Below are 12,584 nucleotides of genomic sequence, written 5' to 3'. Positions count from 1 at the left end.
AACCCCCGTCAGTGTTCGTGGAAATCACCACTCGCAACCATCACCGCGGGGCCGGTGAGCACGGCCTCGTCGGCGTTGAACTCGACGAGCAGCTGCCCGCCGGGCACGGTCACGCGCACTGGCCCGTCGACACCGAAGCGCGAACAGTATGCGCCCGCTGCCGCGACGACACCCGTGCCGCAGCTCTTGGTTTCGCCGACGCCGCGCTCATGCACACGCATGACGAGCTCGCCTGGGCCATCGACACGCACAAACTCGACGTTGACCCCATCGGGAAACAGGCTCACGGGCTCCACCACGGGCGGTTGGTGCAGTTCAAGGGAGGCGAGGTCCTCGTCTCGGATGAACGCCACGGCGTGGGGATTGCCAACGTTGACAGGTGTAGCGTCGAAATTCACGCCACCGACGGTGACCCGCGCGGTGTCATCGCCTACCACCGCACGCCCGACATGTACCGCGACGCCGCCAGGCACGAACTGCACGTGCTTCACGCCGGCGCGGGTGGCCACGTCGAATTCTCGCTCGTTGACCATCTGCTCGCTACGCAGGAACTCGGCAAACACGCGAAGCCCGTTGCCGCACATCTCCGCGACGGTGCCGTCAGCATTCCAATAGTCCATGAACCACAAATCCGGGTCGCCATCCCAACCGTCGACGAGCCCCGCCCGCACCCCACGGATCACACCGTCGCCGCCGATCCCTCCCCGTCGATCCGCCAGAGCGCGAACGAGCTCGGGTGTCATCTCGCGCATGCCGCCCGGGTCTTTGAGTAGCACGAAGTCGTTGTACGTGCCGTGTCCTTTGCGGAAGTGAATACCCATTCTTGGCTCCTTCATGCCTGCAGCGCTTGAGCGATGTCCGCCGTAATCGTCGAAACGTTGCTGTCGTCGCCTGCCACCAACCAGCGTATGCGAGGATCCCTGCGGTACCAGCCCAGCTGCTTGCGGAAGAACTTCCTCGTGGCTCGCTTCACCGCATCCTTCGCCTCGTCCTCGGTGAGTTCTCCGTCGAGCATCTGTACCACCTGTCGGTAACCGATAGCGCGCAGCGAGGTGCGTCCCTCTCGAAGGCCCATGTCCAGTAAGTTACGCACCTCGTCAACAAGCCCTGCCTGCCACATGCTGTCGACGCGAGCATCGATGCGGGCGTCGAGCACGTCACGCGGCAGGTCGAGCCCATACTGCCGAACCCCTTCCAGCTCGTACGTCCATTGCGGCAGCGTCGGCCTATGTCCGCCCGTGATCTCGTGAATCTCGAGGGCACGCACGATACGTCGCCCATTACCCGGCTCAATGTTCTCCGCCGACGACGGCGCCACCTCGCGCAACCGCTCGTGCAGGGCAGGAGCCCCGACGCGGGCAAGCTCCGTTTCCCACTTCGCCCGTATCTGCTCGTCGGAGCCCGGAAAGTGGAATGCGTCGGTGATGGCGCGGGTGTACAGCGGTGACCCACCCACGACAATCGGCACGCCGCCTCGGCGCCGAATGTCGGTGATCGCTGCTCGAGCCTGCTCCTGGAACTCGGCCACCGACGCCTGCTCCTGGACCTCCATGATGTCGATCAGGTGGTGTGTGATTCCCTGACGCTCCTCGAGCGTTGGCTTGGCGGTGCCGATATTCATCCCTCGGTAAACGAGCATGGAATCCGCGTTCACGATCTCCGCAAGAATCCCGTCTGCCCGCAATTGCACCGCGACGTCAACGGCGAGCGCGGATTTGCCGCTGGCCGTCGGGCCAAGCAAAACGATCACGGGTTGAGTCATAAGTTAAGTGTGTCACCATGTACGTGCCAGGTTGGTATGGATTCGCTTCCAGCACTGATCTGGATACCATTTCCACGAATTGTGAAAGGAAGCGACATGGGAATGTTCGACGACATTAAGAACAAGGTTGCTGGCCAGGATCCGGACAAACTTCGCGAGGGCGTCGAAAAGGCTGGCGACTTCGTCGACGAGAAGACCGACGGCAAGTACGCCGACAAGGTCGATAAGGCGCAGGACTTCGCCAACGACCAGCTCGACAAGCTCACCGGCAAGAACAACAACCAGTGAGCCGATGCGGGCCAAGGCCCGCATCCCAACCACGGATCCCGAGGGCTGGGGCCTCTTAACTGCACGCGACGCGTGCGGGCAGGTTAGGCTCCGGCCTTCGGCCGTAGTGTCGGCATGCCCAAGCCCACCCCGACGACGCGCGCGGGGCCTTCTTCACGCAGCTGCCATGCGTCGCCACCTCGAGTGCGGCGAAGATTGCGGATGGGCTCGTCGGAGTTCAGATGGTGCGGTGCGGCATACGTGATATGCGCGGTCGCGATGTCGCCGGGACGCGGCCTCTCGGCCGGGTCGTCACCTACCGCGACGTGTACCAGGCGGTTGTCTCTCGCACGCCCGCTCATGCGTTGCGTCTCGCCGTCTTTGCGCCCCTCGCCCACGGCGAACATGACCTCGACGTCGGTGCCCTCCAGCTTGCGGTTTTCCTCCCACGCGATCTGGTCAACGAGCTGCACGAGGCGCTCGTAGCGTTCCTGCACGACGGGCTTGGGTACCTGGTTTTCCATCTCGCCCGCCGGCGTGCCCGGACGGATCGAGTACTGAAAGGTGAACGCCGCTGAGAACCGAGACTGTTCCACCACGCGCAGCGTGTCCTCAAAATCCTCGTCAGTCTCCCCCGGGAAACCCACGATGATGTCGGTGGTGATCGCCGCATGTGGGATCGCATCGCGCACGTTGGCGAGGATGTCGAGGAATCGCTTCGAGCGATACGAGCGTCGCATAGATTTCAATATGGCGTCGGAACCAGATTGCAAAGGCATGTGCAGATTCGGCATCACGTTGGGCGTTTCGGCCATGGCCGCGATCACGTCGTCGGTGAAATCCTTAGGGTGCGGCGACGTGAACCGCACGCGCTCCAACCCGTCGATCTCCCCGCATGCGCGCAGCAATTTGGCAAAGGCCTGCCGGTCGCCGAACTCAACGCCGTAGGCGTTCACATTTTGGCCGAGCAAGGTGATCTCCTGGACACCCTCGTCGACGAGCATGCGGATCTCCGCGAGGATGTCGCCGGGTCGGCGGTCAGTCTCCTTACCGCGCAGCTGCGGAACGATGCAGAAGGTGCAGGTGTTGTTGCAACCCACCGAGATAGAAACCCACCCTGAGTACGGCGATTCTCGCCGGCTGGGCAGATTCGACGGGAACGTCTCCAGGGCTTCCTTGATCTCTACCTGCGCCTGCCGTTCCACCAGGGCGCGCTCCAATAGCGTCGGCAGCGAACCGACATTGTGCGTGCCGAACACGACGTCCACCCACGGGGCACGCTGCACGATGGTGTCGCGGTCTTTTTGCGCCATGCATCCACCCACCGCGATCTGCATGCCGGGGTGCTGCTCCTTGACCCGCGCCATGTGCCCGAGGTTGCCGTAGAGCCGATTGTCGGCGTTCTCGCGCACCGCACAGGTGTTAAACACGACCACGTCCGCGCCGGCCGACGGGCCCCCGCCCTCGGCACGCACCATTCCAGCTTCCTCGAGGAGGCCGCTGATGCGTTCGGAGTCGTGCACGTTCATCTGGCACCCGTAGGTGATTACGTGGTAGCTGCGCTCAGTCATAACCGCACCAGGGTACCCGGCTGAGCGCGGCCACACCCAACCGTGACGAAGTGCCGCCTGAGCCAGCTACTCTGGAACGCACGCCACCAGGGAAGGACGAACACCTTGACCCCACCACAGCTTCGCCAATTCCCCTCATTCGCAAGCTCGACGAACGTCACCGCCCAGCGCAACCCCTTGGGGGCAGACCTCGTCATCGCTGAGGCGCCAGAGCGTCGTCGGTTTCACTTCCCCGGCGCCTGCCGCCTTCCCGACGGCACCTTGCTCGTCGTCGCTCGACAAGGCAAAGAGCACGTCGACCCATCAGGCATCATTCAGCTTGTGCGCTCCACCGACGACGGCACCACGTGGAGCGAGCCCGTTACCGTCTGGGATTCCGATCACGATGACCGCGATCCGATGGTGAGCGTCGGCCCTAGCGGGAATGTGCACCTCATCTTCTTCACGCGCACAGAGCCACAGCTAGGAGACGTCGAAGCCATGGGTGTGCGAGTCATGTCGAGCGATGACGGCGGGTACTACTGGAGCATGCCGACGCGTCTGGAGAACTCGCGCTCGGGATGGATGGCCTCGCACGGACAAGTGATGGAGACCGCGAATGGCACGCTCGTCGCTCCCGTGTACGGCCCCATGTGGTCCGGCATCTCCCGGTCGCTCGACGGCGGGGAGACTTTCCCCGCAGCCGAGCAATACGTGTTCGACACGTTGGGTGTGGCCACAACCGAGGTCACGCTCACGCTCATCGACGGTGTGCTCATCGCGTGGCTGCGCCCGATGATCACTGGGGTGCCGTCTCTACTATTCCGGTCACTCGACGATGGCGCCACGTGGGACGGCCCTGAACCCACCAGCATCATCCAGTCGTCGGCCGCTACCCAGCCTCTACCCGACGGGCGCCTGCTGGTGGCCTGGGGCGATGTCTCGCGGCGCTATGGTGAGCGCCGCGTCACCTGCGTGGGCATCGTGGCCGACCCGTTCGCACCATGGACCGACGTGGCACCCATTCCCGTATGGGACGCGATCAACAACGACCAAGGCAACCCCGCGCTCACACTCCTGGACGACGGCACCCCCCTCGTGGTCGTCAACGACTACGCCTCGCGCCAACTCGTCGGGATCCGCGTGCCGATCGCAACCATCGAAGCTGCCGCGCGCGACGAGGCACAACTGGAAGGAGCTATCGACCTGCTCGCGATGGTGCGCGATGGCCGAGCGACGCTCGAGACGAATGCCCCCGAACCAACTGAAGGACCTCCCGTGCCCGAACGTCTCCTCGACGGCAAGCTCGGGCTCGCCACCGCACTGCTGGGCGCCGAAGGGCAGCCGGAGCTCCAAGCAACGCTGCGGTTCGCTTCCCCAATCGCGGTGCGCGAGGTGGGCGTCGCCCTGCGTCCCGGCGAATGGCAGAACGCCGAGGTCGAGGTAGAGCGTGCAGACGGCCGTTGGCACCCATTGGGCACGCTCGAACATGGCTGGCGACTGGGCGACGTCGACTGGCTGGCCCACGACGGTGGCGAAGTGCAAGCGGTGCGAGTCACGTCGCGCCTCAACCCCGCTCAGCGCCCACGGTGGAGCGGCGAGGAGTCGCCGCTGCTGGCCATCAGCCAGATTGCCGTACGTTAACAAGCATCCTTTCCTCGACGATGTGCACCGACCGATAGGCTTCGGCACATGAGCATCTCGCCGACAGGAACGCAGTACCGCATCACTAAGGGAGAATTCGCCGCCGTCATCGGTGAAGTCGGAGCCACCCTTCAAAGCCTCACCTGGCAAGGCACGGAAGTGCTTCAGTCACTCCCCGAAGATGAACCATTCAAACCTTGGTTCGGGACGTCGTTGGCGCCCTGGCCCAATCGCATCCGTGATGGACGCTACACCTTCGACGGCGAGGCCTTCCAACTGCCGATCAACGAGCCAGCGCGCGCCTGCGCTCTGCACGGGCTGGCCCACGCGCTCGAATGGCGCCTGGTCGAACGCACCGACGAGCGCCTCACCCTGAGCGCCGTCATCTACCCACAGGTTGGTTGGCCGGGCATCTGCCAGGTGGAGAGCCACTTCGAGGTGGTCGACGCCGGCCTCCAAGTGACTTGGCGGGCGAGGAACGTCGGTTTCGTAGCATTCCCATTCGGCTACGGCTCACACATCTATTTCCGCTTCGACGATCTGGCCGAGGTGGCGCTCACCTCACCATTCGAGCAGGAGCTCTACGTCGACGAGCGCCTGCTGCCCACGGAACTCGGCGAGCTCTCCTCCGAGCACGACTTCCGCACTGCTCGCCCATTGGGCGATGCAACGTTCGACACCGCCTTCACCTCGGCACCCATCGGGTGGGAAGTGACCGTGGAAGGCTGCGGGCGCACCGTGACGCTGTGGGGCGACGAGCATCACCCGTGGATTCAGGTATTCACCCACCCCGACCTGCCCGCCATCGCCATCGAGCCCATGACGTGCGGCCCCGACGCCTTCAACGAGGGCATCACCCACGACGACGCACTCCGCCTCGAGCCGGGCGAAGAAGCCACCGGAACGTGGGGCATTCGAGTGCAGGGATAGCCCCTGCGTCAGCGCGCCGTCGCGGTCGCTCGGGATTCACGCACGACAGTGACGTGGATGAGGCCCGGATAGGTGAGCGCGTCCTCGATCTCTTGGGCGATGTCATGCGCAAGCACCTGCGCCGCCGCGTCGTCGACTTCTTCAGGGTGAACGAGCACTCGCACCTCGTGGCCAGACTGCATCGCGAACGCCTTGGCGACACCTGACTTCGCGGTGGCGATGCGTTCGAGCGCGTGCATGCGTTCGAGGTAGGCTTCGAGCGACTCGCGTCGGGCGCCAGGTCGCGAGCCGGAGATGGCGTCGGCAGCTTGTGTGAGCAGTGCCTCAACTGTGCACGCCTCCACTTCCCCGTGGTGCGCTTCGACGGCGTGCACCACCTCGTCGCTCTCCCCGTGTGCTTTTAGCAACTCAGCGCCGATGAGGGCGTGTGAGCCTTCCCGCTCATGTGTGAGGGCCTTGCCGATGTCGTGCAGGAATGCGGCTCGCTTGCAGCGCCCGATGTCAAGCCCCAACTCCGCAGCCATCGTGCCGGCAAGGTGGGCGCACTCCACCATGTGATCGAGCACGTTTTGTCCGTAACTCGTGCGGAATGCGAGCGTGCCGAGATACGGCAGCAACTCGGGGGCAAGGTCGACGATGCCCACGTCGGCTAGCGCTCGCTCTGCAACGTCGCGCATGCGCTGGTCCATACTGCGCTTCGCTTTTGTCACTTCGTGCTCTACACGCACCGGGTGGATGGTGCCGTCCTCGATCAGCGACGCAAGTGCCAGGCGTGCGGTTTCGCGCCGGACGGGGTCGAAGCAGCTAATGGTGACCGACCGCCCCTCGTCGATGAGTAGGTTCGCACCAGTGGCTTGCTCGAACGCACGAATGTTGCGGCCTTCCTTGCCAATGATGCGCCCTTTCATCTCTTCGGAAGGGAGCCTGATCGATGTGACCACCGTCTCTGCGGTCTGTTCAGCGGCAACGCGCTGAATGGCACCGACGACGACCATGCGCGCCTTCTGCTCGGACTCTCGCCTAGCTTGTTGCTCGATCACGTGCGCCTCGCGCAGCGCGGAGAGCTTCGAGCGCTGCAGCACTTCGTCGATCACCTCTTGCTTGGCTTCGCGCCGCGTGAGGCCTGCGATACGCTCCCGCTCTGCTCGAAGCTGAGCGCGCTCGTCGTCGAGTACTTGACGCGCCGCCGAGCATTCATCGATCCACTGCTTTCGCTCAGCTTCGAGCTGGAGACGTGCTTCGGTGAGTTCCTCCCCTCGGCGATCAGGTTCGGGTTCGGACGAGAGCTGGAGCGATCGAATCTGCCGAAGTAGGACGAGGACCACGGCGAGGAGCGCCACGATTGCGACGATCCACGGCAGCCATTCCATGCGCGGGCCTCCTCATCATTCGTCGTCGTGCAAATCTACCAGCGTCTCGTTCGTCACCTGCATCACGGTGCCCGGCGCGAATCCACGACGAGCTAGAGCTCCAGCCAGTCGCCGCTTAGCCACGCGGGGCTCGAGCCCCGACACGCTACGCAACTTACGCTGCGCAACCGCGCGAGCGGCATCGAGTTCTGCGTCGTCGTCGATCTCGTCCAGAGCGGCCTGAGCCTGCTCCTCGGGCACGCCCTTGTTCCGGAGCTCTTGACGGATGCGGCGCTTACCGTGGTGGGAGAACGATGAGCGGCTTGCCACCAGCATCGACGCGAACTGCGCATCGTCGAGCAAGCCCACCTCGGTGAAGCGTCCGCACAGCTCGTCGATGATTTCGCTTGGCACGTTGCGCTTTGCCAGCGCGGTGCGCAGTTCGACCTCGGAGCGAGGCCGAACGCTCAGCAGATCGAGTGCGATCTTGCGGGCGAATTCGATGTCAGAAATCGACTTCACCTGTTTCCGGGTCGACGCCCTCCGGCACTTCCTCGGAACCGTCGACGCCGAGATGAAGGCGAATGCGACGCTCCAGCTCCTCGGCCACGTCGGGGTGTTGCTTCAGGAAGTTGCGGGCATTCTCCTTGCCCTGGCCAAGCTGATCGGATTCGTAGGTGAACCAAGCACCTGCCTTGCGCACAATGCCGGCATCCACGCCCATATCCAGCAGGGAGCCCTCACGGGAGATGCCTTGGCCGTACATGATGTCGAACTCGGCCTGTTTAAACGGCGGAGCCACCTTGTTCTTGACTACCTTGACGCGGGTGCGGTTGCCCACCATCTCAGTGCCGTCCTTCAACGTCTCGATGCGACGCACATCGAGACGCACCGACGAGTAGAACTTCAGCGCCCGACCACCCGTGGTGGTTTCGGGGTTGCCGAACATGACGCCAATCTTCTCGCGCAACTGGTTGATGAAAATGGCCGTGGTGTGGGCATTCTTCAGCGCACCCGTCATCTTGCGCAGCGCCTGGCTCATGAGCCGCGCCTGGAGACCGACGTGCGAATCACCCATTTCGCCCTCGATCTCCGCGCGCGGAGTGAGTGCCGCCACCGAGTCGACGACGATGAGCGCCAACGCACCGGATCGCACGAGCGTGTCTGCAATCTCGAGCGCCTGCTCGCCGTTGTCTGGCTGCGACACCAGCAGCTCGTCGGTGTTCACCCCCAGCTTCTGCGCATAGTCGGGGTCCAGCGCATGTTCGGCGTCGATGAAGGCGCAGATGCCGCCCTCCCTCTGGGCATTCGCGATGGCGTGCAGAGCCACCGTGGTTTTGCCGCTCGACTCTGGACCATAGATCTCGACGATGCGCCCGCGCGGGAGCCCCCCGATACCGAGTGCGACGTCGAGTGCGACGGACCCCGTGGGGATCACGTCGATGGGAAGGCGCGTCTCTGCGCCAAGGCGCATGACGGAGCCTTTACCGTGGGCTTTCTCGATCTGGGCGAGTGCGTTTTGGAGCGCCTTCTCGCGATCTGCGACTGCTGCCATGGATGTTCCTCTTCTCAAATCAAAGACGGTGAAGCGTTACGTCCAGTACTTTGTCAGCGAGCACTGACAAATTTGCAACGACGCGTTGACCTGTGGATAACTATCTGCAACTAGCGTACCGAACATCTGTACGATTGCCTGCGTGACACGCCCATTCTCGCGCTTCACCGTAGCTGTTGGGGAAGTTCGAGCTGTTCCCACACGGCGAGCCAGATGCGTTTGCTGTCGAAGCCATCGGTGATGGCCTGCACGACCGTGCGGGAGCCGAGCTGCGCCAGCACGGTGTTCTCCGCCCACACTGGAGCGTAGTCGCGCCCCAGCACCTCATTCAGCCTTGCCCATAACTCAACCTCACGCACCCGGCCAAGTATATTTCACTGCATGCATGGTGGCTCGTCGAAGAAACGCTCCGACCGCCTCGTCGCACTGCTCGACATGGTGCACGACCGCGGTGCGATGTCGCTCGTCGAGCTCGCCGAACACCTCGGGGCCTCCCCCGCCACGATCCGCCGCGATGTCGTGGAGCTCGCTTCCCAAGGACTCGTGGAGCGCACCCATGGGAGCGTACGTGCGGCGGCATCAGCCGATGGGGAGCTGCCTTTCCACCTCCGCGATACGCGGCAGGTGACGGTGAAACGCGCCATCGGACGCCGTGCGGCCCTCGAAATCCCATTTGGGCGGCACGCTGTCGCATTTACCGGCGGCAGCACCACGGCGACCGTACTTCGGGAGCTGAGTGAACGCAGGGATCTCACCGTCATCACCAATTCAATCAGCATCGGGCTTCAAGCCGCCGAGCTCAACATGGAGAAAGTGCTCATCGCCGGTGGTGTGCTGCGTCCCAACTCGCTCGAGTTGGGCGGCCCGCTCACTGAGTCCACGATGAATCTCATGCACATCGACACCGCCATCGTCGGGGCCGACGGCTGCACCGTCGAGCATGGCCTCACCACGCACGACGATGTCGAAGCCCGCACGAATCGTGCGATGGTGCAGCGCGCAGCCCGGGTGGTGGCAACACTCGATTCGAGCAAAATCGGACACGTCACGAAAGCAACGATTCTGGGGATGCGCAATGTGGATGTGCTCATCACCGACGACGGAGCGTCGCAGAAGGTGCTGCGTCGGATCCGGGAACTAGGCGTGAAAGTAATCGTCGTCGATACCCACTGAGGTATGTGCTGGCGCGGGCATTATGCCGCGATAGCGATGCCCTCCTCAGCCATCTCGGCTGCGTGGGCTTTCAATGTCACCAGGCTCAGGAGCTCACTCAGCGGGACGTCCATGGCCTTGCAGATGGAGGACAGCACCTCGCTGGAGGCTTCCTTATGACCCCGCTCGATCTCTGAAAGATACCCCAGTGACACCACCGATGAGGTGGCTACCTGCCGGAGCGTCATTCCTGCATCACCGCGAAGCTCACGCAACGTCTGACCGATGATCTCTCGCAAGACAATGCCCTTCATAGTGACCTACCAAACTCGCAGGGCCGTCGCCTGCGTCTGGGGCTATAACGGTTGCATCGAGCGGATTATTCCCTCCCGCTAACTTCGAGTACTAGCGCCAGTGCTGCGTCGACGGTGGCCAGGCGAATAGCGGCTCGATCGCCTTCGAACAGGTAGCGCTGCGCACACGGTTCCTCACCCGGCCCAGCCAGGCCGATCCACACTGTGCCCACGGGCTCGCCATCTTGCGTCGTTGGCCCGGCAACTCCCGTCGTGGCGATCCCCCAGTGGGCCCCACAACTCCGACGAGCTCCTTCGGCCATCTGCGCTGCCGTGCGCTCGTTAACGACACCGTGCCGCGCAATCCAGGTGGAATCCACCTGGGCGAGCGTCGCTTTGAGGTCACTCACGTAGGTGATGAGCCCACCCCGGTACACCGTCGATGCACCGGGTACTGCGGTAAGCGTGGCTCCCAGCATTCCGCCCGTGAGTGACTCGCAGGTTGCGAGCGTCCAACCGCGCTTCCTCAGGCGCGCGATCAGCGTTTCGGCCGGGTCTGCCATCACTCCTCCGGGACTGCCCGGCGCGGGGCCACGGGAGCCTCCTGCTCGAAGTGTTGGTGCTCACGGAATTGCTCCTCGGGGACGTCTTCATCCTCGGCGGGTTGCTCCTCACGCGTGGCCGTCCAGGCCGCGCGAAGATAGTCAAAGCCGGTAATCACGGTGAGGATGAGCGCCGCCCACATGAGCAGCCAGCCCACCACCTGCAACCAACCAGGCAAGTGGTGCAGGTTGAGCAAAAACAACAACAGCGCGGCGGTCTGCGTGACAGTCTTTGTCTTGCCGCCCTTGCTCGCTGCCATGATGATGCCGCGCTTCTTCAACCGACTGCGCAACAGCGTGATACCCCACTCACGGACAAGGATGATGATGGTGAAAAACCAGGGTAGTTCCGGTTGCCCGTCGGCGTGCGTCAGAATACTCAGCGAGATGAAGGCCGCGCCGGTGAGCGCCTTGTCCGCAATCGGGTCCCACAGTTTCCCGAAGTCGGTGATGAGGTTGTACTTCCGCGCGATCGTCCCGTCGAGGAAGTCGGTGATCATCGCGACGGCAAACACGGCCGTCGCGGCGATGCGCATGGCACTGCTCGCGGGGTTGAGGAACAGCAAGACCACCATCACCGGCACGAGGATGATGCGGATGACGGTGAGCACGTTGGGGACGTTCCAGTTGCTCACGGGTGTCTCCGCCCTCACTGCCTTCTTCCCTGTCATGATGCCTCCGCGATGAGATCGATGCCTTCTGCGTCGACAGCTATCGCGTCGACGAAGGTGCCCATAGGGTACTCCACGTCGAGGATGACGACGCCATCGGTTTCGGGGCCTTGGTGTTCGGCGCGCCCGACCGCCTTCCCGTCCTCGTTCGATTCCACCAGAACGCGCAGGGGCTCCCCGATGCGCTTCGCTGCTCGATGTTCGGAGACCTCGAGAGCCACGTCGGCGAGCATTGCGCGTCGCTGCTCGATGGTTTGTTCGTCGAGATGCTCGTCGAGAGTCGCCCCCTCGGTGCCTTCCTCGTCGGAGTACCCGAAGACGCCCATGACGTCGAGTTCCGCGTCGATGATGAATTGTTTGAGCAACTCCACGTCGGCGTCGGTTTCCCCGGGGAATCCGGCGATGCAGTTGGAGCGGATGCCCGCGCGGGGCGCATAGTGACGAATCTGCTCGATGAGCGCCAGGAAGCTGTCTGGGTCGCCGAAGCGTCGCATCCTGCGCAGCAACCCCGGCGCCGCGTGTTGAAAGCTCAAGTCGAAGTAGGGCACCACCTTGTCGGTGTGCAGCAGGGCATGCAGCATCGACGGGCGAATCTCGGCCGGCTGTAGATAGCTGACGCGTATCCACTCGAGCCCGTCCACCATCGCAAGCTCAGCCACGAGACTTTCGAGGCGTTCGTCTGCACCGAGGTCTTTGCCATAGCTGGAGGTGTTTTCACTCACCAAAAACACTTCTTTGACGCCTTGCTCGACGAGCCACCGAGCCTCGACGACGATCTCCTCGCTGGGGCGCGACAAGTACGAGCCGCG

The 12,584-nt window shown here is 63.5% G+C and carries 15 protein-coding genes; 4 read left to right on the top strand and 11 right to left on the bottom strand.

The genetic code is table 11. The features are described from left to right. Window positions 1-8: 8 nt before the first annotated feature. A complete protein-coding gene (dapF, locus tag Q0X61_RS03095) occupies window positions 9-821 on the bottom strand; it encodes a diaminopimelate epimerase (protein WP_297740243.1) in 813 nt (270 codons plus the stop codon). A gap of 11 nt (window positions 822-832) precedes the next feature. Continuing rightward, window positions 833-1,762 carry a tRNA (adenosine(37)-N6)-dimethylallyltransferase MiaA gene (miaA, locus tag Q0X61_RS03090; protein ID WP_297740241.1) on the bottom strand — a complete coding sequence of 310 codons (930 nt, stop codon included), beginning with the start codon at window positions 1,760-1,762 and terminating at the stop codon, window positions 833-835. Between the two features lie 96 nt (window positions 1,763-1,858). On the opposite strand from miaA, the gene Q0X61_RS03085 reads away from it, so the two are divergent. Continuing rightward, entirely contained in the window at window positions 1,859-2,050 is a 192-nt protein-coding gene (locus Q0X61_RS03085; RefSeq protein WP_297740239.1) for an antitoxin, read from the top strand. Window positions 2,051-2,133: 83 nt separating this feature from the next. Here Q0X61_RS03085 and miaB read toward each other — a convergent pair whose 3' ends face one another. Continuing rightward, complete coding sequence (miaB, locus tag Q0X61_RS03080; RefSeq protein WP_297740236.1) at window positions 2,134-3,600, bottom strand: tRNA (N6-isopentenyl adenosine(37)-C2)-methylthiotransferase MiaB; 1,467 nt, start codon at window positions 3,598-3,600, stop codon at window positions 2,134-2,136. Between the two features lie 105 nt (window positions 3,601-3,705). Here miaB and Q0X61_RS03075 point away from each other — a divergent pair, with 105 nt between their 5' ends. Together Q0X61_RS03075 and Q0X61_RS03070 are read left to right on the top strand one after the other, a co-directional pair. Continuing rightward, window positions 3,706-5,223, top strand: a complete 1,518-nt coding sequence (locus tag Q0X61_RS03075) for a sialidase family protein (RefSeq protein ID WP_297740234.1) — start codon at window positions 3,706-3,708, stop codon at window positions 5,221-5,223. Between the two features lie 48 nt (window positions 5,224-5,271). Next, window positions 5,272-6,153, top strand: a complete 882-nt coding sequence (locus tag Q0X61_RS03070; RefSeq protein ID WP_297740232.1) for an aldose epimerase — start codon at window positions 5,272-5,274, stop codon at window positions 6,151-6,153. Between the two features lie 8 nt (window positions 6,154-6,161). Here Q0X61_RS03070 and rny read toward each other — a convergent pair whose 3' ends face one another. The 4 genes from rny to Q0X61_RS03050 form a co-directional block, all read right to left on the bottom strand. Beyond that, a complete protein-coding gene (rny, locus tag Q0X61_RS03065; RefSeq protein ID WP_297740230.1) occupies window positions 6,162-7,523 on the bottom strand; it encodes a ribonuclease Y in 1,362 nt (453 codons plus the stop codon). 15 nt (window positions 7,524-7,538) lie between these two features. Beyond that, window positions 7,539-8,024 (bottom strand): regulatory protein RecX, encoded by a 486-nt coding sequence (locus Q0X61_RS03060; RefSeq protein ID WP_297740228.1) that lies wholly within the window; start codon window positions 8,022-8,024, stop codon window positions 7,539-7,541. Then, window positions 8,008-9,057 (bottom strand): recombinase RecA, encoded by a 1,050-nt coding sequence (recA, locus tag Q0X61_RS03055; RefSeq protein ID WP_297740226.1) that lies wholly within the window; start codon window positions 9,055-9,057, stop codon window positions 8,008-8,010. The genes Q0X61_RS03060 and recA overlap by 17 nt, the downstream gene beginning before the upstream one ends. 164 nt (window positions 9,058-9,221) lie before the next feature. Continuing rightward, window positions 9,222-9,416, bottom strand: coding sequence for a DUF3046 domain-containing protein (locus Q0X61_RS03050; protein WP_297740224.1), 195 nt, complete (start codon window positions 9,414-9,416; stop codon window positions 9,222-9,224). 22 nt (window positions 9,417-9,438) lie between these two features. On the opposite strand from Q0X61_RS03050, the gene Q0X61_RS03045 reads away from it, so the two are divergent. Continuing rightward, entirely contained in the window at window positions 9,439-10,230 is a 792-nt protein-coding gene (locus Q0X61_RS03045; RefSeq protein WP_297740222.1) for a DeoR/GlpR family DNA-binding transcription regulator, read from the top strand. Between the two features lie 20 nt (window positions 10,231-10,250). Here the strand turns inward: Q0X61_RS03045 and Q0X61_RS03040 are convergent, their stop codons facing one another. From Q0X61_RS03040 to Q0X61_RS03025, 4 genes are all read right to left on the bottom strand, one after another. Beyond that, window positions 10,251-10,523: a helix-turn-helix domain-containing protein gene (locus tag Q0X61_RS03040; RefSeq protein ID WP_297740220.1), complete on the bottom strand. Its 273-nt coding sequence runs from the start codon at window positions 10,521-10,523 to the stop codon at window positions 10,251-10,253. A gap of 65 nt (window positions 10,524-10,588) precedes the next feature. After that, a complete protein-coding gene (locus tag Q0X61_RS03035; protein WP_297740218.1) occupies window positions 10,589-11,065 on the bottom strand; it encodes a CinA family protein in 477 nt (158 codons plus the stop codon). Further along, a complete protein-coding gene (pgsA, locus tag Q0X61_RS03030) occupies window positions 11,065-11,775 on the bottom strand; it encodes a CDP-diacylglycerol--glycerol-3-phosphate 3-phosphatidyltransferase (RefSeq protein ID WP_297740216.1) in 711 nt (236 codons plus the stop codon). Before pgsA ends, Q0X61_RS03035 begins: the two co-directional genes overlap by 1 nt. Then, window positions 11,772-12,584: radical SAM protein (locus Q0X61_RS03025; RefSeq protein ID WP_297740215.1), on the bottom strand; the 813-nt coding region annotated here is incomplete at its 5' end. The genes Q0X61_RS03025 and pgsA, both read right to left, overlap by 4 nt.

The organism is uncultured Tessaracoccus sp., assembly GCF_947255005.1.
GTDB lineage: Bacteria > Actinomycetota > Actinomycetes > Propionibacteriales > Propionibacteriaceae > Arachnia.
This window is presented reverse-complemented; position numbering and strand designations above follow the sequence as displayed.